The sequence below is a fragment of the Streptomyces sp. NPDC059009 genome (genome assembly GCF_042740175.1).
Lineage (GTDB): Bacteria > Actinomycetota > Actinomycetes > Streptomycetales > Streptomycetaceae > Streptomyces.
In genome coordinates, this window is sequence record NZ_JBHYJB010000051.1 from 54,759 (window position 1) to 77,135 (window position 22,377).

Consider the following 22,377-nt stretch of genomic DNA (forward strand, 5'->3'; position numbering starts at 1 on the left):
CCCCGTACTCCCGAGTCGCCGGGCTCCGGAAAAACTAAACCCTTTAGTCCGGGCTGGCGAGACCGTACTGTGCGCAGCAGGCCACGGGGAAGAGCGCATCGGGGCAAGGGAGTTGACGACGCCATGAGCAGCACGGCCGCATCCGACGGCGCGGGGCCCGGCAGGCCCCGCACGCCCGTGCTCGGCGCGGAGCTGATCGCGCGCGAGGCGCTCGCCCTGATCGACGAGGAGGGCGCGGACGCCTTCAGCCTGCCCCGGCTCGCGGCCCGGCTCGGTGTGAAGACCGCCTCGCTCTACAACCACCTCGACGGCCGCGCCGCCGTCATCGAGGGGGTGCGACGCCTGGTCGTGGAGGAGATGGACGTCGCGGCGTTCGGCGCGCTGCCGTGGCCCGACGCCCTGCGGTCCTGGGCGCGTTCGTACCGGGACGCCTTCGCGCGCCACCCGCACGCGATAGAGCTGCTCGCGACGACGACGATCAGCTCCCCGGCCACGCTCACCATGTACGAGGCCGTCGTGTCCGCGCTGGCCCGCGGGGGCTGGCCGAGGGAGCGGCTCGTGTCGGTCCTGACCTGCGTGGAGTCCTTCCTGCTCGGCTCGGCACTCGACCTCGTGGCGCCCCCGATCATGATCGACACGGCGGGACAGGCGGAGCGGGTGCCGGTCCTCGCCGACGCCCTCGAAGGCTCGAAGGCGGCGCGCGCCGACCGGGCCTTCGACTGCGGTCTGGACGCGCTCGTACGCGGCCTGGAGGACCAACTCACCGCTCTGGAGCGGTACCTGACGCCGCCTCAGTGACCTGGCGGGCCTCTCGCCGACCCTTCAGGGGGCCCTCAGCGCCCCTTCGAAGACTCCGGGTCCGCCAGTGTCTCCCAGAACATCTCCTCGTACGCCTGGAGGAGCCGCCCGTGGCGCCGCGCCGCCGCCCGCGTGACCCGGCCGCGCTCCAGGCCCGCCCCGACGGCGGCGAGCGCCTGCCGGTCGAGGTCCGGCGCGGGCGCGGCGAAGAAGTCGAAGAAGGCGCACCCCTCGTCCGCGAAGCCGTAGTGGGTGCGCAGGGCCGTCGCGATCGTGGCGCAATAGCCGCCCCACGCCGAGAAGTTGGCGGTGAGGGCGAGGATCACGTCGGCCGGCTCGGCGTTCAGGGCGAGCCAGGAGACATACGCGGGGTACGCCTGGCAGCCCGCCATCGGCTCGTAGGCCAGGGCTTCCTTCGTGCTCGTGCCGCAGGCCGCGAGGAGCGGGCCGAGACGTTCGTGAGCGAGGCTCTCGCCCTCGGCGAGGGTGGCGAAGAAGGCGGCGCACTCGGCGTCGGCGCCCGTGGAACGCGCGGCCAGGTGCTCGAAGGAGCGGCGGTCGGCGGGGATGACCTGCCACTGTTCGAGGGCGAGCGCGGTGACGGCGGCGCGGTCCGCGGTGCCGTCGGCGATCCGGGGGACGAGGGGGTTCGCGGCCGGGTCCGGGGCGAGGTCGGCGACCGTCTCCGCCACGAGTTCCGATGCTGTGCGCGTCATCGCCGCCACCCTCTCGTCGGGCCGCCCGGCGGCCCCGCGTGCGCTCCCGCGGCACCGGATCCGTCACCCCGGCCGCGCTGCCACGGTCCACGGTGCCCTGGCGCCGGGCGCCCCACAACACGGCCCGCCGCCCGTCACGGCCCCGCACCCACCGCGATCCCCTCCGCGCTCACCGCGACCGCCTGGTCACAGCACCCCCGCCCGCACAACGCGGTGGCCGCACGCAGCACCCCGACCAACGTGACCGTCGCACTCGCCGACGACACGGCGGCCGAGACCGGGCACCGAACCCGCGCACCACAGCGCGAGGCCCCCTACACCCGCCCCCTGCCCACAGCACCCCCGCCCTCACAACGCGGTGGCCGCACGCAGCACCCCGACCAACGTGACCGTCGCACTCGCCGACGACGCCGCGGAGACCGTGGTGCCGAAGCCCGCGCACCACAGCGCGAGGCTCGCCGTGGTGAACGGGGCCGGGCGGGTGCGGGCGAGCGGGGGTGGGGCGAGCAGCGCGGCGACCCGGCGCGGCACCGGGCCGGTGGCGGCTAGGTTCGCCAGGGCGGGCGCGGGCGTCGACCGCGTGAGCAGTGCCGCCTTGCCGATCGCGCGGGCCACGGACGGACGGTCGCGCACCACACGGGCCGCCTCCTCGTCGGCCCACCGCTCCGTCGTGTAGGAGACGGCGGTCCGCAGCGGCCGCAGGAACGGGTTGGCCCCGGCGGCGAGCCGCGTCACCAGGAGGTAGCGGTGGTGGCGTGCCGACAGGTGGGCGCGTTCGTGCGCGAACAGGGCGCGGCGCTCGGAAGGTCGGAGCCGGTCGAGGAGCCCTCGGCTCACCACGATCCGGTCCCGCTCCCCCGCGCCGCCGGGCAGGGCGTAGGCGTACGGCGCCGGGTCGGCGAGGACGGCCACCGGGGCGCCGGGCAGGCCGCGCAGCGCACGGTGCGCCCGGCGGCGTACGCGACGGTGGTGCAGCAGCGTGCGCACGGTGGCCACGGCGACCGCGAGCAGCACGGGGATCGCGGCCCGTCCGGCCACCTCGTCGTACGGGAGCGCGGCGCGCACCTGCGGGTCCGACCAGCCGTCCGGCAGTGGATTTCCCGGGAGTTGGGCCGTGCCGACCACCATCAGGAGGGCCAGGCACACGGTGCTGCACACCGCCATGAGCCCGGCGACCGCCGTCAGCAGGCGCGTCGCGGCGCGCGGGTGCAGATGCTGCGCGGCGAGCCGGGCGACGGGCCACGCGGTGAGCGGCAGCACCAAGGGCAGGAAGACGAAGACCCCCACGCCGCGTCAGTCCTCCTCCGCGGCCCGGTCCGGCGAGTCCGGCGCCCCCGCGTCCGTCTCGCCGCCCGCCTTCGGGCCCCCGTCCACCTCCGGGCCCCCGTCCGCCTCCGTGTCCGCGTCGCCGAGGAGGTCCCGTAGGAGTTGTTCGTCGTCCGGTGTGAGCGTCGTCACGAAGCTGGCGAGCACGGCCTCCCGGTCGCGCTCCCCGTCGAGCACCTTGCGCATCCGGAAGGCGGCGAGACCCGCCTCACCGGCCGCCGTCGACCAGGCGAAGGAGCGGCCCGCGCGCTCCCGCGTGACCACGCCCTTCGCCAGCAGGCGGGTCAGGATGGTCATCACGGTCGTGTACGCGAGGTCGCCGCCCACGCGCTCCTGCACCCAGGCCGCACCCACGGGGCCGCGCGCCTCGGCCAGGGCGGCGAGGACCTGCGCCTCCAACTCGCCCTGCGCACGGCGCCGCGGACCCGACGTCCGCTCCGCTCGTCCCTGCGCCATCGCCGCGTTCCTCCCACTGTCGTGCCGCGCGGCCCGGTGTGCCGCGCGCCCCTCGCTCCGGCACCGTTCCGGCGCCACGCGGGGCGCCATATCGTAAACGAGGACGCGGCGACCGCCGCTCTTCTACACTCCTGTAGATTTTACGGCGACCCTCACAAGTCACCAACCGGCAAGCCAACATCTGGAGGACACCGTGGGAGTTTCCCTCGCCAAGGGCGGCAACGTCTCGCTCAGCAAGGAGGCCCCGGGCCTCACCGCCGTGCTGATCGGCCTCGGCTGGGACGTACGGACGACGACGGGCACGGACTACGACCTGGACGCCAGCGCGCTGCTGTGCGGCGAGAACGGCAAGGTCGTCTCCGACCAGCACTTCGTGTTCTACAACAACCTGAAGAGCCCGGACGGCTCGGTCGAGCACACCGGCGACAACCTCACTGGTGAGGGCGAGGGCGACGACGAGTCCGTCAAGGTGGACCTCGCCGGCGTCCCCGCCGACATCGCGAAGATCGTCTTCCCGGTCTCCATCCATGATGCGGAGGCCCGCGGCCAGAGCTTCGGCCAGGTCCGCAACGCCTTCATCCGCGTCGTGAACCAGGCGAACGGCACGGAGATCGCCCGCTACGACCTGTCCGAGGACGCCTCGACGGAGACCGCGATGGTCTTCGGCGAGCTCTACCGCCACGGCGCGGAGTGGAAGTTCCGCGCGGTCGGCCAGGGCTACGCCAGCGGCCTGCGCGGCATCGCCTCGGACTTCGGCGTCAACGTCTGAGCAGAACGTGAGGGAGGGGTGGGCCTGGGCCCACCCCTCCGTACGTCCAGGCCCATACCGCGCCTCCCCTGCCCTCCGTAGCGTCGAGATCACGACGAATCGGAAGAGTCAGGTCATGGAACAGACGGCAGAAGCCGCCCAGGCTGTCGAGGTCTTCGACAGCCTTAAGAAGAGCGTCGCGCTCTACGGCGTCATCAGCGCCATCGTCCTCGGCACGGTCGCCGCGCTCGCGGCCCTCGGTGACCCGGGGACCCCCTTCATGTGGATCCGGTCGGTCCTGCTGCTCGCGGTCTCCTGGCCGCTGCACCGGATGGCCGTCAGCGCCTCCCAGGGCTCACGCCGGTCCTACGAGCGGCTGCGCACCCTCACCGCCGTCCTGCCCGCCGCGATCGTCGCCGTCGATCTGATCCCGGGCGTCTGCCCCGCCTGGTTCGCCGTGATGCAGGGGCTCTCCGCACTGGCTCTCGTGTACGGCACCTGCCTCGCCCGGGGAGCCGGAGCACGCGCCGCCTTCCCCAAGAGCGCCTGAGGGACCGCCCAACTCTCCTTTGCCCGGCATGAGTTCACTTCACCGGCGGCACTCGGAACAATGACTGGCCCAGACAACCAGGAGGAGCCTTCCGCATGTTCCGACGGATTGGGACCGCTGTCGTCCGGCATCCGGTGTGGACGATCGTGGCGTGGCTGATCGCGGCGGCGGCCATCGTCGCCACCGCACCCGGCCTCCCCTCGAACAGCGACGAGAGCAGTTTCCTGCCCAAGAGCTACGAGTCCATCAAAGCGGCGGACATCCAGGACAAGGCGTTCCCCAGCTCCTTCACCCCGTCCGCGACCGCGCTGTACCAGCGCACCGACGGCGGTCGGCTGACCGCCGCCGACAAGAAGGACGTCGCGCGCATCACCGCCGAGCTGGGCAAGAAGAAGATCGACCAGGTGCAGAAGGTCGTCCCCGGAAAGCCGTCCGACGACGGCAAGTACACGATGACCCTCGTCCAGATGAACGACAAGACGACCGGTCAGCCCGAACAGGCCGACGCCGCCGAGGTGTTGCGCGCGGACGTCAAGAAGCTGACGCGGGGCACCGACCTCGAGGCCAAGCTCGGCGGCCCCGCCGCGCAGGCGCTCGACCAGCAGGACTCGTCCAAGCGCGGCGAGGCACTGATCGGCATCGGCACGTTCGCCATCATCCTGGTGACGCTGCTCATCATCTTCCGGGCGCCGATCCTCGCCGTGCTCCCCCTGGTGCTCATCGGCCTCGTCTCCGCCATCGCGGGCGGTCTGATCGCGTACGCGACGAAGCTCTTCAACCTGGAGGCGAACAGCTCGATCTCATCGATCCTCATCGTCGTGCTGTTCGGCGTCGGCACGGACTACTTCCTCTTCCTGATGTTCCGCTACCGGGAATGTCTGCGCGCGGGCGACGAACCGAAACAGGCGATGATCAACGCGGTGGGGCGGGTCGGCGAGGCCATCGCCTCCGCGGCCGGAGCGGTCATCATCGCCTTCCTCGCGCTGGTCCTCTCCACGCTCGGCTTCCTGCGGCAGATGGGCCCGGCGCTCGCCATCGCGGTCGGCGCCACGCTGCTCGCGGGCCTGACCCTGATACCGGCCGTGGTCTCCCTCATCGGCCCGAAGGTCTTCTGGCCCTCCAAGTCCTGGCAGCAGGAGCCGGAGGGCGCCCGCTTCGCCGCGCTCGGCCGTGGCGTGCAGCGCCGGCCCGCCCTGGCCGCCGGGCTCTCCGGGCTCGTCCTGGTCGCACTCTCGCTCGGCCTGTTCGGCTACCAGGCCACGTTCGACCTGGCGTCGGGCTCCATGCCCAAGACGAAGGAGTCGATGGTCGTCCAGGAGGAGATGAAGACGGCGTACTCGGCGGGCGCCGCCGCCCCCACCGACGTCTATGTCTCCAGCGTCGACGGCAAGCCCCTCGACAAGTCCGCCTTCCCCGCGTACGAGAAGAAGCTCGCCGCCGTCGACGGCGTCGCCTCCGCGCGGATGTCCCTCGTCAACAAGCCGGGCACGACGGCGGACTTCACCGTCACGCTCAAGTACGAGGCGTCGACGGACCAGGCCATCGACACCGTGGCCGAGGTGCGCGACGTCGCGCACGCGAGCGCGCCGGAGAACACCGAGGCCGTCGTCGGCGGCATGTCCGCGATCTTCAAGGACATCGACACAGCGGTCTCCCACGACTACAAGACCGTCTTCCCCGTCGCCGCCTTCCTGATCATGGTGATCCTGGGGCTGCTGCTGCGCAGCATCGTCGCGCCCTGGTATCTGATGGCGTCGGTGGGCCTCGGCTTCGGGGCCACCCTCGGCGCCACCGTGCTGATCTTCCAGAAGGCGCAGGGGCATTCGGGCCTGATGTTCATGCTCCCGGTGATCATGTATCTCTTCGTGGTCGCGATCGGCACGGACTACAACATCCTCATGATCGCCCGGCTGCGCGAGGAGGCCAGGGAGGGCCGTGAGCCGCGTGAGGCGGCCGGGATGGCGCTGCGGCACGCCGGTCCGACCGTGGCCGCGGCGGGCTTCATCCTGGCGGCGACCTTCGCCACGATGATGCTGGCGGGCAACTCGCTGCTCACGGAGATGGGCTTCGCCGTCTCCTTCGGCATCGCGATCGCCGCGTTCATCATGGCGATGTTCTTCACCCCGAGCCTCACCGCGCTCATCGGACACGCGGCGTGGTGGCCGGGGCACGGGGACCGGGCGGCGGAGCCGGCCGCCGTGGCGTCGGCGGCCGGCTCCGTGCCCGGCCAGGGCCAGGAGCAGGACCCGTCGGCCCAGGATTCACCGCGGCTGCCCGGGTAGCGGGCCCAGGATTGGCCACGGCAGCGGGGGCGGGGAGTGCTCGACCACGGCCTCGTTGCGGCCACGCGCCTGGTGCCTGACGACTGGTGCCTGGCGCCTGGCGCCGACGGCAGCCCCGAGTGACCGTCCGCCACCCGCCCGTCCCCCGCCATGGCCCGCAGCGGGCCCCGGCCGATCTCGCCGCACGCACCCGCCCCGTGCGCCATACGCCGAGGGCCCGCCCGTACGGCCCCGGCCCTCGCCGGCCCTCGGTGGGGCCAGGCCCACCCTTCCCGGGGCATAGCCGGATACCGGGGCGGGCCGGTCCTTCCTACCGTCGACATCAGTGGCCGGGTCCGTCGGACTTCGGCTGGCAGAATGGCGCCGTGGCGAAAGGATCAGACGGATGAGGCTGCCCGCTGGAGGCGGTCCACCGCGCTGGTGGGTCGAGGTCGTGCGTGGGATCTACCGGTCGCTGGTGCTGACCGGGCTCACCGTTCTCATGCCGGTGGTCGCCCTGGCCGTGGGCCTCCTCGGGGCCGGGCTCGCCTCGTCCTGGACCGAGGGGCTCAACGCGGCCCTCCCCGTCCGGATCCTGGTGACGCTCGGCGAGGCGCTCGTGGTGTTCGTCTGGGTCGCCGCGGCCGTGTGGATCGTGCACATGGTGACCAGCCAGACCTTCGCGCAGGCCGCGCGCCGCCGCGCCCGGCGCTGGCTCGGCGCCGAGGTCGAGGTGACCTACCGGCCCGTCGCGCCCGTGCTCCGCATGGCCACGGGCCACTGGTGGGACGGCCGCGAGTACCACAAGTCCGAGCGGGAGGCCCGCCGCAGGGCCCGGCACGACGCCCGCTTCCGCGATCCGCAGCTGCACTGGGACGGGGTGTGGTGCGCGGTCGCCGGGGTGACCGTCCTTCCGGTCGCGGCGCTGCCCCTGGTCGGGCTCGGGGTCGGCGGGTATCTGACCTCGCGGCCGGGGCTCCTCGCATACGGGGTCGGGATGATCGTCGCGGGGCTCGCCGCCGCCCCGTTCGCGTGGCGGATCCTCGGGCCCGTGGCGCGGCGCTTCCTCGGCCCGGTCCCCAGGCTGCGGCTCGGCCTGCGCGTCGAGAAGCTGGAGGCCGTGCGCGTCGACCTGACCCAGACGCAGGCGGCCGAACTGGAGCGCATCGAGCGGGACTTGCACGACGGGGCACAGGCCCGGATGCTCGCCATGGGGATGTCGGTGGGCGCCGCCGAGCAGCTCATCGACACCGATCCCGCGGCCGCGAAGGCGATCCTCGCCGAGGCCCGCGCCACCTCCGCCACCGCCCTCGCCGAGCTGCGCTCCCTGGTCCGCGGCATCAACCCGCCGGTGCTCGCCGAGCGCGGCCTGGTGGACGCCGTGCGGGCCCTGGCGCTCGACGGCCCCGTCGAGGTCGACGTGCGCAGCACGGTGCCCTCGCGCCCCGAGCGCCCGGTCGAGTCGGCGGTCTACTTCGCCGTCGCGGAGCTCCTCGCGAACGTGGTCAAGCACGCCGCGGCCACGCACGTGACGGTCGAACTCGGCTACGCGCAGCGGACGCTGACCGCGAGCGTGACCGACGACGGGGTCGGGGGCGCCGCCGCGTCGGCGGGTTCGGGGCTGCGCGGGATCGAGCGCCGGATGGCGGCGTTCGGCGGCCGCGTCGAGATCAACAGCCCCTCCGGGGGACCCACTCACATCCTCGTGGCGGTGCCGTGCGCGTTGTCGTAGCCGAAGATCTGTTCCTGCTGCGCGACGGGATGGTCCGTCTCGTCGAGTCGCTCGGGCACACGGTGGTCGCCGCGGTCGACACCGGCCCGGCCACGCTGGCGGCGCTGCTCGGCGAGCGGCCGGACGTGGCGATCGTGGACGTCCGGCTGCCACCGACCTTCTCCGACGAGGGACTTCAGGCCGCGCTCGCCGCCCGCCGGGAGATCCCGGGCCTGCCGGTGCTGATCCTTTCGCAGCACGTGGAGCAGCTGTACGCACGCGAGCTGCTCGCCGACGGGCACGGCGGCGTCGGCTACCAGCTCAAGGACCGGGTCCTGGACGCGGGCCAGTTCCTGGACGCACTGAACCGCGTCGCCGCGGGCGGCACGGCGCTCGACCCGACGGTCGTCGCGAAGCTCCTCGGCCGCCCCCTGCGGGCCGACCCGCTCGCCGCGCTCACCGAGCGGGAGCGCTCGGTGCTCGCGCTGATGGCCGAGGGCCTGTCGAACGCGGCGATCGCGGCCCGCCTCTTCCTCAGCGAGGGCGCCATCAGCAAGTACACGACGACGATCTTCGCCAAGCTCGGCATCGCCGCCGACGACGACACCAACCGCCGGGTGCGGGCGGTGCTGACCTACCTCGGGGCCGAGTCGCGGGACGACGCGGACTGACCCCGAGGCGGGGCGACCGAAGAAGGGCTGCCTCAGACCGTCTTGGCGAGCCGGTCCGCGAGGAGCTTGGCGAAGCGCGCCGGGTCGGCCAGGTCGCCGCCCTCCGCGAGCAGCGCCGTGCCGTACAACAGCTCGGCGGTCTCGGCGAGTCGGGGGTCCGACGACCGCTCCTCGTACGCCGTCCTGAGGCCGCTGACCAGCGGGTGCTTGGCGTTGAGCTCGAGGATGCGCTGGACCGGCGGGACCTGCTGGCCCATCGCCCGGTACATCCGCTCGAGGGCGGGTGTCATGCCGTCGGCGTCGCTGACCAGGCACGCCGGGGAGCTGGTGAGGCGGGTGGTGAGGCGGACGTCCTTCACCTCGTCGAGGGTCTCGTTCAGCCAGCCCAGCAGCGGCCCGAAGCCGTCGGGCTGTTCCTCCTTCTGCTCCTCGCCGTCGGCGGGCAGCTCGACCTCGCCCCGGGTGACGGACTGGAACTCCTTGCCCTCGTACTCCTGCACCGCCTCGACCCAGATCTCGTCGACCGGGTCGGTGAGGATGAGGACCTCGTACTCCTTGGCCTTGAACGCCTCCATGTGCGGGGAGTTCTCGACCTGGGCGCGGCTGTCGCCCGTCATGAAGTAGATCTTGTCCTGGCCGTCCTTCATGCGGCCGATGTAGTCGGCGAGCGAGGTGGGCTCCTCGGTGCCGGTGGAGGCGAACGACGCGATGTCGAGGATCGGCTTCTGTTCCTCGGCGCCGCCGAGCAGCCCCTCCTTGACGGCCGCGCCGAACTCCCGCCAGAACGTGCGGTACTTGTCCGCGTCGTTCTTCATCAGGTCCTTGATGGTCGCCAGGACCTTCTTGGCGAGGCGGCGGCGGATCAGCTGGATGTGCCGGTCCTGCTGGAGGATCTCGCGGGAGACGTTCAGCGACAGGTCGGCGGCGTCCACGACGCCCTTGACGAACCGGAGGTGGTCCGGGAGGAGTTCGCGGGCGTCGTCCATGATGAACACGCGCTTCACATACAGCTGGATGCCGTGGCGGCCGTCGCGCTGGAAGAGGTCGTGCGGGGCCCGGGACGGCAGGAAGAGCAGCGCCTCGTACTCGAAGGTGCCCTCGGCCCGCATGGGGATGGTCTCCAGCGGGTCCGTCCAGTCGTGCGAGATGTGCCGGTAGAACTCCCGGTACTCCTCGTCCTTGACCTCGGAGCGTGGCCGCGCCCACAGCGCCTTCATCGAGTTGAGGGTGGCCTCACCCATGCGGATGGGGAACGAGATGAAGTCCGAGTAGCGCTTGACGATCTCCCGGATCTTCGCCGCGTCGGCGTAGTCGTAAAGGGCGTTCTCCTCGTCCTTGGGCCGCAGGTGGACGGTGACCTCGGTGCCCACCGGGGCGTCGTCGACCGTCTCCAGGGTGTACGTGCCGTCGCCGTCCGACTCCCAGCGCGTGCCGCCCGCCGCGCCCTCGTCGCCTGCCTTGCGCGTGAGCAGGGTGACGCGGTCGGCGACCATGAAGGTGGAGTAGAAGCCGACGCCGAACTGGCCGATCAGCTCGGCCGGTTCCGCCGATCCCCCGGTCTCCTTGGCATCCTTGAGCCGCCGCAGGGTCTCGGCCGTGCCGGACCGGGCGATCGTGCCGATGAGCCCCACGACCTCGTCGCGCGACATGCCGATGCCGTTGTCCCGCACGGTCAGGGTGCGGGCCTCGGTGTCGGCCTCGACGGCGATGTGCGGGTCGTCGGCCCTGAGGCTGTCGTCGGTGAGACCGGCGAGGCGGCGCTTGTCCAAGGCGTCGGAGGCGTTGGAGATCAGCTCCCGCAGGAAGACGTCCTTGTTCGAGTAGATGGAGTGAACCATCAACTGGAGGAGTTGCCTCGCCTCTGCCTGAAACTCCAGCGTCTCGGTGCTCATGTGTCCCTCCCGTGAATTGCCTGAGTACGGGGCGATTTTGCCCCGGGGAATCACTCCGCGCCACCCGCTGTTGTGCGAGCAGCACCCGAGGCAGCACCCCAGATCAGATCCATGGAGGCCGCGCATGTACGGCGACGAAGCAACGATCCGCAAGATCCTCACCGGACTCGGCGACACCTGGGCGGTCGTGGGCCTGTCGTCGAACGAGAGCCGCGCGGCGTACGGCGTCGCCGACGTACTGCAGCGCTTCGGCAAGCGCGTCGTGCCGGTGCACCCGAAGGCGGAGACGGTGCACGGGGAGCAGGGGTACGCGTCCCTCGCGGACATCCCCTTCGAGGTGGACGTCGTGGACGTGTTCGTCAACAGCGACCTCGCGGGTCCGGTCGCCGACCAGGCCGCCGCGATCGGCGCCAAGGCGGTCTGGTTCCAGCTCGGGGTCGTGGACGAGGCGGCGTACGAGCGGACGCGGGCCGCGGGGCTCGACATGGTGATGGACCGGTGCCCGGCGATCGAGATCCCCCGGCTCGGCTGACCCTCCCCGCACGGGCCACGCCGACCCCCACGCCCCACCCCGACGCCGTCGCCCGCACCACGGCAGGAACACGCACGTTTGCCCCAACTCTGCGTCCCGTCACGGCAGTTGCGGAATCATGTGAGGTGAGCCACTTCCGGCGACGTCTCAGGGGCACCCATGGCATTGGAATTCCGGCTGCTCGGACCGGTCGAGGCGCTGTGCGAGGGGCGCCCGCTGCGGGTGGGCGGCCCCAAGCCCCGTGCCCTGCTGGCCGTGCTGCTGCTGCGCTCGGGCCACGTCGTGCCCGCCGACGCGCTGGTGGACGTCGTCTGGGGCGAACAACCGCCGGAGACCGCGCGGGCGTTGATCCAGACGTATGTCTCGGCGCTGCGGCGGGCCCTGCCGGACGCGTGCCGGGAGTCGATCGAGACGCGGGCGCCGGGGTATGTGATCCGGCCGGAGACCGGCGCGGTGGACCTGGAGCGGTTCGAGGAGCTGGCCGCGGCGGGGCGGCAGGCCGCCGGGCACGGCGATCCGCTCGGCGCGGCCCGGCTGCTGCGCGAGGCCCTGGCGCTGTGGCGGGGGCCCGCGCTCGGCGGGGTCGGTGAGGCGCTGCGGGGTGAGGCGCTGCGCCTGGAGGAGGCCCGGCAGGCCGTGCTGGAGGAGCGGATCGCCGCCGATCTCGACGCCGGGGGCCGCGAGAGCGAGCTGATCACCGAGCTGAACGCGCTGATCGGCGCCCATCCCACCCGTGAGCGGCTGCGCGGCCAGCTCATGCTCGCCCTCTACCGGGTGGGGCGGCAGGTCGACGCCCTCGCCGTGTTCGGGGAGGGGCGCGCCGTGCTCGCGGAGGAGCTCGGCATCGATCCGGGGCCCGAGCTCGGCCGGCTGCACGAGGCGATCCTGCGGGCCGATCCCGCGCTGCTGCCCGCCGAGGACCGTGCGGACCGTATGGATCGTGCGGACCGCACCGTGGCCGGCGCCCCCGCCCGGCTGGCGATCCTGCGGGCCGATCCCGCGCTGCTGCCCGCCGAGGACCGTGCGGACCGCACCGTGGCCGGCGCCCCCGCCCCGCAGGCCGCGCCCGCGCCCGCGCCCCGGCCCGTATCGCTTCTGCCGCCCTCCATCGGGGACTTCACCGGGCGCGGGAGCGAGGTCGCCGAGGTCGTTGACGGGCTCACCTCGCCCCGGGAGGCGACGGCCGTCGTGGTCGTGTCGGGCCCCGCGGGCGTCGGCAAGTCCGCCCTCGCCGTGAAGGCCGCGCACCTGGCCGCGGACGCCTTCCCGGACGGCCAGCTCTACGCGGAGCTGCACGGCATCGACGCCCCCGTGCCGCCCGGCGTCGTCCTCGGGCGGCTGCTGCGCGCGCTCGGTGCCGGGCCGCCCGAGGATCCCGCCGAGCGCGCCGACCTCTTCCGCAGCCTCGTCGCCGGGCGCCGCCTGCTGCTGGTGCTCGACGACGCGGGCAGCGAGTCCCAGGTGCGGCCCCTGCTGCCGGGCAGCCCGGGCTGCGGCGTCCTGGTCACCTCGCGGGCGCGGCTCGGCGGACTCGACGGGATCCGGCGCACCGATCTGGCCGTCCTGGACGACGCCCGCGGCCTGGAGCTGCTGACCGGCGTCATCGGCGACCCCGCGGCCGTGGCCGACCCCGCCGAGGAGGCCGCCGCCCGGCGCATCGTCACCCTGTGCGGCGGACTGCCGCTCGCCCTGCGGATCGCCGGAGCCCGGCTGGCCACCCGGCGGCACTGGACGCCCCGGGTCCTCGCCGACCGGCTCGACGACGAGCGCCGCCGCCTCGACGAACTGGCCGTGGGCGACCTGGAGGTACGGGCCGGGCTCGGCCTGAGCTACGAGACGCTCGACCCCGACGCGCGCACCGTGCTGCGCCGCATCGCCGTCCTCGGCCCGTGCGACGTGGCCCCCTGGATGGTGGCGCTGCTCGTCGACGCGTGTGAGGACGACGCGGAGGAGGTCCTCGAACGGCTCGTGGACGCCCAGCTCCTCGACTGGACCGGCACCGACGCCGCGGGGCAGTCGCGCTACCGGGCGCACGACCTGGTGCGGGTGTACGCCGCCGAGCGGGCCGAGGCCGAGGACGCGGCCGACGAGCGCAGGGCGGCGGTGGGCCGGGCGCTCGCCGCCGGGCTCCGGCTGGTGGAGCGGGTCGCGGAGGAGGCGCCCTCGGGGGTGGTCGTGCTGCGGCCGTACCTGGGCGGCGCGGGGAGCGTGAACCGGTCCGCCGGCGCGGACCCCGCGGTACGGGGCGGCGCGGGCGCGCCGGGGTACGAACCGGCCGCCGACGTCGGGCCCGCGACCGGGCGGCGGGCGCTCGCCGACCCGTTCGCCTGGTTCGAGGCGGAGGCCGACGCGCTCGCCACCGCCGTCGAGCGGGCGGCCGCGTTCGGCCTGCACACCCTCGCCTGTGCCGCCGCGGCCGTGCTGTGCTCCTCGTCGTTCGCCGTCGGCAACCGCTTCGACGCCTGGTGGCGCAGCCACGACGCCGCGCTGGCCGCCGCCCGCCGCGCCGAGGACCGCTCCGGCGAGGCGCTGCTGCTCATCGGCCTGGGCCAGCTCCGCTACGAGCAGGACCGGTACGCGGAGGCGGAGGCGTACTTCCGGCAGGCCGAGCCGCTGTGTGCGGCCATCGGCGATCTGCACGGCCGCGCCGCGGCCCTCGCCGGCCTCGGCAGCTGTCTGCGCGAGGTGGGCCGCCTCGCTCAGGCCGAGGACGCGCTGGCCCGCGCCGCCGACGGCTTCCGGCGCCTGGACGATGTGACGGGGGTCGGCCTGGCCTGCCGGTTCGGTGGCTCCGTACGCCTGGAACTCGGCGACCACGAGGGCGCGTTGGCGCTTCTGGACGACTCGCTGCGGGCGTACCGGAGTCTGGGCAGCCGACGCGGTGAGGCGCTGACGCTGCGCACGCTGAGCCTGGTGCACAGATCGCTCGGCGCGTACGAGGAGGCGGAGCGGCACGCCGGTCGCGCGCTGGAGATCTTCGCGGGCCTCGGCGACCCGCTGATGGCGGCCTATGCCGAACGGGCCCGCGCCAAGGCCCGGTTGCGGCTCGGGCGCACCCGCGAGGCGGAGGCGGAGCTGCTCGGTTCGCTGGAGGTGTGCCGGGCGCACCAGGACCGGTTCGGTGAGGCGCTGACGCTGCGCACGCTCGGCGAGTGCGCCCTGGCGGACGGGCGGCACGGCACGGCGGAGGAGCGGCTCGTGACGGCCGTGGGCCTGTGGGACGTGCTGGAGCTGCGGCTGCCGCGGGCCCGCACGCTGCGCGATCTCGCGGCGGCGCGGGACGCGTTCGGCGACACGGCGGGGGCGGCGGCGCTGCGCGCGGAGGCGATGTCGGTGTTCGCGGAGTGCGGCGCGCGGGAGCGGAGCGCGCTGTAAGCCGCTGTGAGCCGCGTTCCGGAGGGCTTACAGGCGACCTATAGAGCCGTGCGCGAATCTCGTTGACGTCGGAGCGCAACGGCGCCCGGCACCAACGGGGAATCAACGGGGGAAGGACCACCGATGTCCAGCACCGCGCACCGCAAGACCGTCATGCTTCTGACCGCCGTCCTCGCCAGTGGGGCCGTCACCGCGGGGTCGCTGACCACGACCGCGTCGGCGGCGCCCGGCGGGAATCTGACGATGCGGGGGAAGATCGTCAAGAAGGCCGTCGGCGAGAAGAACAACGCGCACCACAACCGCGAGGCCAGGAAGAACTGCAACTTCTACAGCGGCTACTGGAAGACCAGCGGCGACAACATCTGCAGCACGTCGACGGGCGGCGTGAAGTGGCGCTCCAACGAGTGGTGCGCCGACTTCGCCCGGTACGTGTGGAAGAAGTCGGGCGCCAAGACCTCCAAGATCGACCCGTTCGCGGGCTCCTTCTACCGGGCCGCCAAGGCGGGCACCGGCAAGTGGCACCCGCGGGGCTCCTACACCCCCAAGCCCGGCGACGCGGTGGTCTACGACTGGGACGGCAGCAGCCCGAGCGTCGGCCGCAACGGCTGGGACATCGACCACGTCGGCCTCGTCGTCAAGTACCGCAAGAGCGGCAAGAAGCTGACGACCATCGAGGGCAACACCACCAAGAAGGCGAGCGGCGGCGGCAAGGAAGGCGTCTACGAGCGCACCCGGCACAACACGAAGTCCGGCCGCGTCGTGGGCTACATCTCCCCGGAGAAGCGGTAACCGCTCAGGCCGCGCCCCGGGGAGCGAGCCGCACCGGCCGCTCCCCGGGGCGCCGTCATGCCGACACCGTTGGGGGGAACGGTCCATGGCCTTGCGCATCCACTTCACCGCCGACGACCTGGCGCGCACGGTGGTCGCCACGCGGCCGGATGTGATGTGGGAGCTGGTCAACAGCCTGCACATCCTCCAGTCGCCCCGTCCCGCGCCGGTCTACCGGCCCTGGCTGCGCCATGCCCGGGCGCGGCTCGCGGCGGCCGATCACCGGCGCGTCCTGCGGCAGTTGACGCTGCTGGTGCCGCCGCGCGGCAGCTTTCCCGACTTCCTCACCCCGGCCCACACGGGCGGCTTCGACGCCGCCCTCGACCTGGTGCGGTCGACGTCGGCGCGGCGGCTGCGGCAGGAGCTGGCCGTCGCGTTCGAGGAGCGGGCCGCGCCGCCCTGGGTGCGGCGGCTCGCCGACGGGGACCGTCCGGTGCGGCAGGAGCTGCAGCACGCACTCGCCGTCTACCACGAGGAGTTCCTGGCGCCGTACTGGTCCCAGATCGGCGAGTGCGTCCACGGCGAGCGGGCCCGGCGCAGCCGCGATGTGCTCGACGGCGGCGTCGGACAGCTCCTGCACGGCCTGGAGCTGTGCGGCCGCTGGACCCCGCCGACGCTGACCTGCGGCTATCCGCGCGACCGTGAACTGCGCCTGGACGGCCGGGGGATCACCCTGATCCCCTCGTACTTCTGCACGCGCTACCCGGTGACGTTCATCGACCCAGGGCTCCCGCCGGTCCTGGTCTTTCCGGCCGCCCACCAGCCCCGCACGGCCGCCCCGCGCAGCACGCTCACGGCGCTGCTCGGCCGGACCCGCGCGACCGTCCTGTGCTCGCTCGACCCGCCCTGCTCCACCAGCGAACTCGCCCTGCGCGCGGGCGTGTCCGTCTCCAGCGCCAGCGAACACGCGAGCGTGCTGCGCACCGCGGGCCTCGTCTCCAGCAGCCGACGGCACTCCGCCGTGCTGCACAGCCTCACCCGGCTGGGCCGTGACCTGGTGTCTCAGACCGTCGCCACCAGCAGCTCCTCCGCGCTGGAGGGCCGCAGGCCGTCGGTCCTGTCCGCGAAGTAGCGGTCGGTGAGCTCGGCCGCCGAGACGTGGCGGGCGTCCTTGAGTCCGGCCTCGCCGGCCAGGGCGAGGATGCCTTCGGGGGCGAAGAAGCTGATGAAGGGGGTGCCGGAGGCGCGCGCCGCCGCCTCCACCGCCCGGCGCCCGGGCCGCTCGTCCTCGTCGATGAGCTGAAGGGGCCGCATGAAGGTCATGGCCAGCGTGGAGCCGGGGGCGAGCCGGGTGATCTGGTGGAGCGTGGCACGGATCGCGTCCCGCGTGAGGTACATGCTGACGCCCGTGGACGCGACGACGGCGGGCTCGTCCGGGTCGAACCCGGCCGCGACCAGGCCGTCCCACCAGTGCGGACCCGCCTCGAAGTCGACCGGCACCAGGCGCAGGAAGTCCGGTACGCCCAGGCCGAGTTCGGTCAGGCGACGCCGCTTCCATGCCTGGGTGCCCGGCTGGTCGACCTCGTAGATCCGCAGCCGCGCGGCCTCCGGCGGCCTGCGCTGGGCGAAGGTGTCCAGGCCCGCGCCGAGGACGACGTACTGTCCGACCCCGTCGTCGCGGGCCCGCGCCACGGCGAGGTCCTCGATGAAGCGGGCGCGGGCCACGATGGAGGCCCGGCTGCGGGCGGTGGCCACCACGTCCATGTCGGGGCGCCGCCGCCAGCCGCGCCGGTCGACGCCGTCGCCATCAACATCGCCGTCGCCATCGCCGTCGCGGTCGCCGTCGCCGTCAACTCCCGCGATGCGCAGGCCGAGTTCGTCCGTGAGGACGTGCGGCGGGGCGTCGGCGCGGACGTGCAGGGCCCGCCACAGGGCGACCCGTACCGCGGTGTGATCCGGTTCCGTGGGCTGCGCGGCGTGCTCGTCATGCATCGTGCCGTGCTCGTCATGCATCGTGCTCCGCTCCTCTCACCGGGGGCTCTGCACCGGAGCATTCCAGACGGCACCGGCACCCGTCGGTGGCGATGTCGGTCACGATGTCGCCGGGGTCGCCTCCGTGCGCTGCGCCCCCACGGTTTCCGGCTCCGGCCGCTCCCCCGCCGCCTCCGCCCCGGCCGCCCCGGCCGCCCGCAGGGTCAGCACCATGGTGAGCCCGCCACCTGGGGTGTCCTCCGCGGTGAGGGTGCCGCCGAGCGCCTCGACGAAGCCGCGGGCGACCGCGAGGCCGAGGCCCACTCCGGTGCCGCGCGGGGCGTCGCCGTAGCGCTGGAACGGCGCGAAGATGTCGTCCTTGGCCTCGTCCGGCACGCCGGGCCCGCGGTCCACCACGCGGACCTCGACCCGGTCGCCGTGGGCGCTGGCGGCGACCAGGACCGGGGTGTCCTCGGGGGTGTATTTGACGGCGTTCTCGACGATGTTGGCGACGGCCCGCTCCAGGAGGCCCTTGTCGACGGCGACCATGGGCAGCGTCTCGGGGATGTCGAGCGTGACGTTCTCGTCCGGATCCGGCACCCCGACCAGCGCCATCGGGACCACCTCGTCGAGGTCGACCTCCCGCACGAGCGGGGAGACGGTGCCGGTCTGGAGGCGCGACATGTCCAGGAGGTTGCCGACGAGGTGGTCGAGGCGGTCGGCGCCCTCCTCGATCGCGGCGAGCAGCTCGGCCTCGTCGGCCGCCGACCACTGCACGTCGTCCGAACGCAGGCTGGACACCGACGCCTTGATGCCCGCGAGGGGCGTACGGAGGTCATGGCTGACCGCCGCGAGCAGGGCTGTGCGGATGCGGTTGCCCTCGGCGAGGGCGCGGGCCTGGTCGGCCTCGGACTGCAGGCGCTGGCGGTCCAGGACGACGACGGCCTGTGCGGCGAAGGCGGCGAGGACGCGGCGGTCCTCGGCGGGCAGCACGCGGCCGGAGAGCGCGAGGGCCATGTGGTCGCCGACGGGCATGTCGACATCGGCGTCCTCGGGGCGGCCGAGAGGGCTCGGTCCGACGCTGCCCGCGCACGTCCACGGCGCGGTGTCTCCCTCCCGCTCCAGGAGAGCCACCGACTCCATGCCGAAGGTCTCCCGCACCCGTTCGAGCACGGCGTCCACCGAGGTCTCGCCGCGCAGCACGCTGCCCGCGAGGAAGGAGAGGGTCTCCGACTCGGCGCGCAGCCGGGCCGCCTGGTGGGTGCGGCGGGCGGCCACGTCCACCACCGAGGCGACCGAGACGGCCACTCCTATGAATATGGCGAGGGCGACGATGTTCCGGGGGTCGGTGATGGTGAGGGTGTGGACGGGCGGCGTGAAGAACCAGTTGATGAGCAGGGAGCCCACCGTCGCCGACGCCAGCGCGGGCAGCAGTCCGCCGAGCATCGCCGCCGCCACGGTCAGCGTCAGGAACAGCAGCATGTCGTTGGCGAGCCCCACTTCGGGGGCGGCCGACCTGAGCAGCCAGGTGAGCAGCATGGGGCCGCCGACGCCGCACAGCCAGGCCCAGATGGTCCGGGACCGGCCGAGCCCGTGGCGGCGGCGCGGGCCGAACGGGCCTGCCTTGGCGGCCTCGTCGTGGGTGACGATGTGCACGTCCAGGTCGGGCCCCGAGTCGCGGGCCACCGTCGCGCTGACGCCGGGCCGGAACACGTACTGCCAGGGCCTGCGCCGGGAGACGCCGAGGACGATCTGGGTGGCGTTGACGCCGCGCGCGAAGTCGAGCAGCGCCGCCGAGGTGTCGTCCCCGACCACGTGGTGGAAGGTGCCGCCGAGATCCTCGACGAGGGTGCGCTGGACGGCGAGTTCCTTGGGCGAGGCCGCGGTCAGGCCGTCGCTGCGGGAGATGTAGACGGCGAGGACCTCGCCGCCCGCGCCCTTCTCCGCGAGCCGCGCGGCCCGCCGCAGCAGCGTCTGCCCCTCGGGCCCGCCGGTGAGGCCGACGACGATCCGCTCGCGCGAGCCCCAGATCTTCGAGACCTTGTGCTCGCTGCGGTACTCCTGGAGGTACTCGTCGACCCGGTCGGCGACCCACAGCAGCGCGAGCTCGCGCAGGGCGGTGAGGTTTCCGGGGCGAAAGTAGTTGGAGAGGGACGCGTCGATCTTGTCGGGCTTGTAGATGTTGCCGTGCGCCATGCGGCGCCGCAGCGCCTGCGGCGACATGTCGACCAGCTCGATCTGGTCGGCCCTCCGCACCACCTCGTCCGGCACCGTCTCCCGCTGCCGCACGCCCGTGATCGACTCGACGACGTCGCCCAGCGACTCCAGGTGCTGGATGTTCGCCGTGGACACGACGTCGATCCCGGCGGCGAGCAGCTCCTCCACGTCCTGCCACCGCTTAGCGTTCCGCGAGCCCGGGACGTTGGTGTGCGGGAGTTCGTCGACGAGGGCGACGGCGGGTGCGCGGTGCAGGACCGCGTCCAGGTCCATCTCCGTGAACTCCGTGTCCCGGTAGGTGAGTTCACGGCGCGGGACCTGCTCCAGACCGCGCAGCATCACTTCGGTGCGCGGCCGGTCGTGGTGCTCGACGAACGCCACGACCACGTCGGTGCCGCGCTCGACGCGCCGGTGCGCCTCGGACAGCATCGCGTACGTCTTGCCGACGCCCGGTGCCGAACCGAGGTAGATCCGGAGCTTGCCGCGTGCCATCGTCTCGTCTCCGGGTTCGTTCGTGCGTGGGTCGGTCTGTTACGGAGGGCCAGGGGCTGGGGTCACGCTTCGAAGCGGTAGCCCATGCCCGGTTCGGTGATGAGGTACCGGGGGTGGGCCGGGTCCGGCTCCAGCTTGCGCCTCAACTGGGCCATGTAGACCCGGAGATAGTTGGATTTCCCTCCATAGGACGGCCCCCAGACCTCGCGCAGCAGGTGCTTCTGGGTGATGAGGCGTCCTGGGTTGCAGACGAGGATTTCGAGCAGGTGCCACTCGGTGGGCGTGAGGCGCACGTCGCGCCCGTCCCGGGATGCCTTCTTGGCGACGAGGTCGACGGTGAAGGCGTCGGTCTTGACGACCGTCTCGGGGGCGGGCGCCACGCTCGTCGCCGTGCGCCGGACGGCGGCCCGCAGCCGGGCCAGGAGCTCGTCCATGCTGAACGGCTTGGTGATGTAGTCGTCGGCGCCCGCGTCGAGCGCCGCGACCTTCTCGTCCGAGGCGCGCCGGGCGGACAGCACCAGGATCGGCACGCGGGACCAGCCGCGCAGCACCCTGATGACGTCCACGCCGTCGATGTCCGGCAGGCCCAGGTCGAGGACGACCACGTCGGGCCTGCGGGCCGCGGCGAACCGGAGGGCGGTGGTGCCGTCCGGTGCCGCGTCCACGTCGAACTTCCGCGCCTGCATGTTGATCACGAGGGCCCGTACGAGTTGTGGATCGTCCTCCACAACGAGCACTCGGGTCATGGCAGTACGGCCTTCCTCTCCCTCAGTCCCGGGCCGGGTATCAGCCCTGGGCCTTGGTCAGTTCCTTGAGCGCGACGTTGAGCTGGAGGACGTTCACGCGGGGCTCGCCCATGAAGCCGAGGATCCGCCCGTCGGTGTGGTCCTCGACCAGCTTCGCCACCTTGTCGTACGCGAGGCGGTTCTTCTCCGCGACGCGGTGCGCCTGGAGCTTCGCGTACTTCGGGGAGATGTGCGGGTCGAGGCCGGAGCCGGAGGAGGTGACCGCGTCGGCCGGCACGTCGGACGGCTTGACCTTGAAGTCCGGGGTCGAGTTGTCCTTGACGACGGCCGCCTGGGCGTCCTTGACCTGCTTGACGAGGTCCTTGTTGTCACCCGAAAGGTTGGTGGCGCCGGAGAGGATCAGCTTGTACTGGGTGTTGACCGAGTTCTCACCGAGGCCGTTGGAGGGGCGCGGCTGGAACCACTTCAGGTCCGGGTCCGGGGTCTCCTGGCCCTTCTTCAGCGGCAAGTCATAGCGCTGGCCGATGAGTTCGGAGCCGACGACCTTGCCGTCACTCTTGATCTCGGAGCCGTTGGCCTTGTCGTGGAACAGGGCCTGCGCGACCCCCGTGACGGCGAGCGGGTAGATCACGCCGCAGACGAGGGTCAGGACCAGCAGGGCCCGAAGGCCGGCGCCCAGCAACCGGGCTGTGTTTCCTACGGAGTTGTTCATGACCGATCAGCCGATTCCGGGGATGAGGGAGATGAGCAGGTCGATGATCTTGATGCCGATGAACGGGGCGATGAGCCCGCCCAGGCCGTAGATCCCGAGGTTGCGCCGGAGCATCTTGTCCGCGCTCATCGGCCGGTACTGCACGCCCTTCAGGGCGAGCGGCACCAGCGCGATGATGATCAGCGCATTGAAGACGACCGCCGACAGGATCGCCGACTCGGGCGAGGACAGGTCCATGATGTTGAGCTTGTCCAGGCCCGGGTAGGCCACGGCGAACATGGCGGGGATGATCGCGAAGTACTTGGCGACGTCGTTGGCGATCGAGAAGGTCGTCAACGCGCCCCGGGTGATCAGGAGTTGCTTGCCGATCTCGACGATCTCGATGAGCTTGGTCGGGTTGGAGTCCAGGTCCACCATGTTCCCGGCCTCCTTGGC

General features: G+C 72.8%; 17 protein-coding genes and 2 pseudogenes. 10 read left to right on the forward strand and 9 right to left on the reverse strand.

Annotated features, from left to right (window positions below; all coding sequences use genetic code 11):
- Nucleotides 1-123 precede the first annotated feature (123 nt).
- Nucleotides 124-798: a TetR/AcrR family transcriptional regulator C-terminal domain-containing protein gene (locus ACFWYM_RS38155; protein WP_384847879.1), complete on the forward strand. Its 675-nt coding sequence runs from the start codon at nucleotides 124-126 to the stop codon at nucleotides 796-798.
- Nucleotides 799-833: 35 nt separating this feature from the next.
- Here ACFWYM_RS38155 and ACFWYM_RS38160 read toward each other — a convergent pair whose 3' ends face one another.
- The 3 genes and pseudogenes from ACFWYM_RS38160 to ACFWYM_RS38170 form a co-directional block, all read right to left on the reverse strand.
- Complete coding sequence (locus ACFWYM_RS38160) at nucleotides 834-1,514, reverse strand: transcriptional regulator (protein ID WP_384847882.1); 681 nt, start codon at nucleotides 1,512-1,514, stop codon at nucleotides 834-836.
- Between the two features lie 348 nt (nucleotides 1,515-1,862).
- Nucleotides 1,863-2,801 carry a M56 family metallopeptidase gene (locus ACFWYM_RS38165; RefSeq protein WP_384847885.1) on the reverse strand — a complete coding sequence of 313 codons (939 nt, stop codon included), beginning with the start codon at nucleotides 2,799-2,801 and terminating at the stop codon, nucleotides 1,863-1,865.
- Nucleotides 2,802-2,897: 96 nt separating this feature from the next.
- Nucleotides 2,898-3,296, reverse strand: a pseudogene (locus ACFWYM_RS38170) (BlaI/MecI/CopY family transcriptional regulator); the annotation flags it as partial.
- A 193-nt stretch (nucleotides 3,297-3,489) separates the two neighbouring features.
- Here ACFWYM_RS38170 and ACFWYM_RS38175 point away from each other — a divergent pair.
- The 5 genes from ACFWYM_RS38175 (at nucleotide 3,490) to ACFWYM_RS38195 (ending at nucleotide 9,237) form a co-directional block, all read left to right on the forward strand.
- The gene (locus tag ACFWYM_RS38175; protein ID WP_384847888.1) at nucleotides 3,490-4,065 is read left to right on the forward strand and encodes a TerD family protein; all 576 of its coding nucleotides are present in this window, start codon (nucleotides 3,490-3,492) and stop codon (nucleotides 4,063-4,065) included.
- Nucleotides 4,066-4,180: 115 nt separating this feature from the next.
- Entirely contained in the window at nucleotides 4,181-4,594 is a 414-nt protein-coding gene (locus tag ACFWYM_RS38180) for a hypothetical protein (protein ID WP_384847891.1), read from the forward strand.
- A gap of 95 nt (nucleotides 4,595-4,689) precedes the next feature.
- Nucleotides 4,690-6,876, forward strand: coding sequence for an MMPL family transporter (locus ACFWYM_RS38185; protein WP_384847894.1), 2,187 nt, complete (start codon nucleotides 4,690-4,692; stop codon nucleotides 6,874-6,876).
- 385 nt (nucleotides 6,877-7,261) lie between these two features.
- Complete coding sequence (locus tag ACFWYM_RS38190; RefSeq protein WP_384847897.1) at nucleotides 7,262-8,587, forward strand: sensor histidine kinase; 1,326 nt, start codon at nucleotides 7,262-7,264, stop codon at nucleotides 8,585-8,587.
- On the forward strand, nucleotides 8,572-9,237 hold the full coding sequence (locus ACFWYM_RS38195; RefSeq protein ID WP_384847901.1) for a LuxR C-terminal-related transcriptional regulator: 666 nt from the start codon (nucleotides 8,572-8,574) through the stop codon (nucleotides 9,235-9,237). Before ACFWYM_RS38190 ends, ACFWYM_RS38195 begins: the two co-directional genes overlap by 16 nt.
- 32 nt (nucleotides 9,238-9,269) lie before the next feature.
- Here ACFWYM_RS38195 and htpG read toward each other — a convergent pair whose 3' ends face one another.
- Nucleotides 9,270-11,129 (reverse strand): molecular chaperone HtpG, encoded by a 1,860-nt coding sequence (gene htpG / locus ACFWYM_RS38200; protein WP_384847904.1) that lies wholly within the window; start codon nucleotides 11,127-11,129, stop codon nucleotides 9,270-9,272.
- 124 nt (nucleotides 11,130-11,253) lie between these two features.
- On the opposite strand from htpG, the gene ACFWYM_RS38205 reads away from it, so the two are divergent.
- The 4 genes from ACFWYM_RS38205 (at nucleotide 11,254) to ACFWYM_RS38220 (ending at nucleotide 16,936) form a co-directional block, all read left to right on the forward strand.
- On the forward strand, nucleotides 11,254-11,661 hold the full coding sequence (locus ACFWYM_RS38205) for a CoA-binding protein (RefSeq protein WP_384847907.1): 408 nt from the start codon (nucleotides 11,254-11,256) through the stop codon (nucleotides 11,659-11,661).
- Between the two features lie 159 nt (nucleotides 11,662-11,820).
- Nucleotides 11,821-15,036 carry a BTAD domain-containing putative transcriptional regulator gene (locus ACFWYM_RS38210; protein ID WP_384847910.1) on the forward strand — a complete coding sequence of 1,072 codons (3,216 nt, stop codon included), beginning with the start codon at nucleotides 11,821-11,823 and terminating at the stop codon, nucleotides 15,034-15,036.
- A gap of 123 nt (nucleotides 15,037-15,159) precedes the next feature.
- Entirely contained in the window at nucleotides 15,160-15,825 is a 666-nt protein-coding gene (locus ACFWYM_RS38215) for a CHAP domain-containing protein (RefSeq protein ID WP_384847913.1), read from the forward strand.
- 85 nt (nucleotides 15,826-15,910) lie between these two features.
- Nucleotides 15,911-16,936 (forward strand): winged helix-turn-helix domain-containing protein, encoded by a 1,026-nt coding sequence (locus tag ACFWYM_RS38220; RefSeq protein ID WP_384847916.1) that lies wholly within the window; start codon nucleotides 15,911-15,913, stop codon nucleotides 16,934-16,936.
- On the opposite strand, the gene ACFWYM_RS38225 is transcribed toward ACFWYM_RS38220, so the two are convergent.
- The 5 genes and pseudogenes from ACFWYM_RS38225 to ACFWYM_RS38245 form a co-directional block, all read right to left on the reverse strand.
- On the reverse strand, nucleotides 16,867-17,817 hold the full coding sequence (locus tag ACFWYM_RS38225) for a class I SAM-dependent methyltransferase (protein ID WP_384847919.1): 951 nt from the start codon (nucleotides 17,815-17,817) through the stop codon (nucleotides 16,867-16,869). The two genes, ACFWYM_RS38220 and ACFWYM_RS38225, sit on opposite strands and share 70 nt — an antisense overlap.
- A gap of 78 nt (nucleotides 17,818-17,895) precedes the next feature.
- Nucleotides 17,896-20,484 (reverse strand): ATP-binding protein, encoded by a 2,589-nt coding sequence (locus tag ACFWYM_RS38230; protein ID WP_384847922.1) that lies wholly within the window; start codon nucleotides 20,482-20,484, stop codon nucleotides 17,896-17,898.
- A gap of 62 nt (nucleotides 20,485-20,546) precedes the next feature.
- Nucleotides 20,547-21,230, reverse strand: a complete 684-nt coding sequence (locus tag ACFWYM_RS38235) for a response regulator (protein ID WP_384847925.1) — start codon at nucleotides 21,228-21,230, stop codon at nucleotides 20,547-20,549.
- A 40-nt stretch (nucleotides 21,231-21,270) separates the two neighbouring features.
- Nucleotides 21,271-21,942: a potassium-transporting ATPase subunit C gene (locus tag ACFWYM_RS38240; RefSeq protein ID WP_384847928.1), complete on the reverse strand. Its 672-nt coding sequence runs from the start codon at nucleotides 21,940-21,942 to the stop codon at nucleotides 21,271-21,273.
- A gap of 6 nt (nucleotides 21,943-21,948) precedes the next feature.
- Nucleotides 21,949-22,377 (reverse strand): annotated as a pseudogene (locus ACFWYM_RS38245) (potassium-transporting ATPase subunit B); the annotation flags it as partial.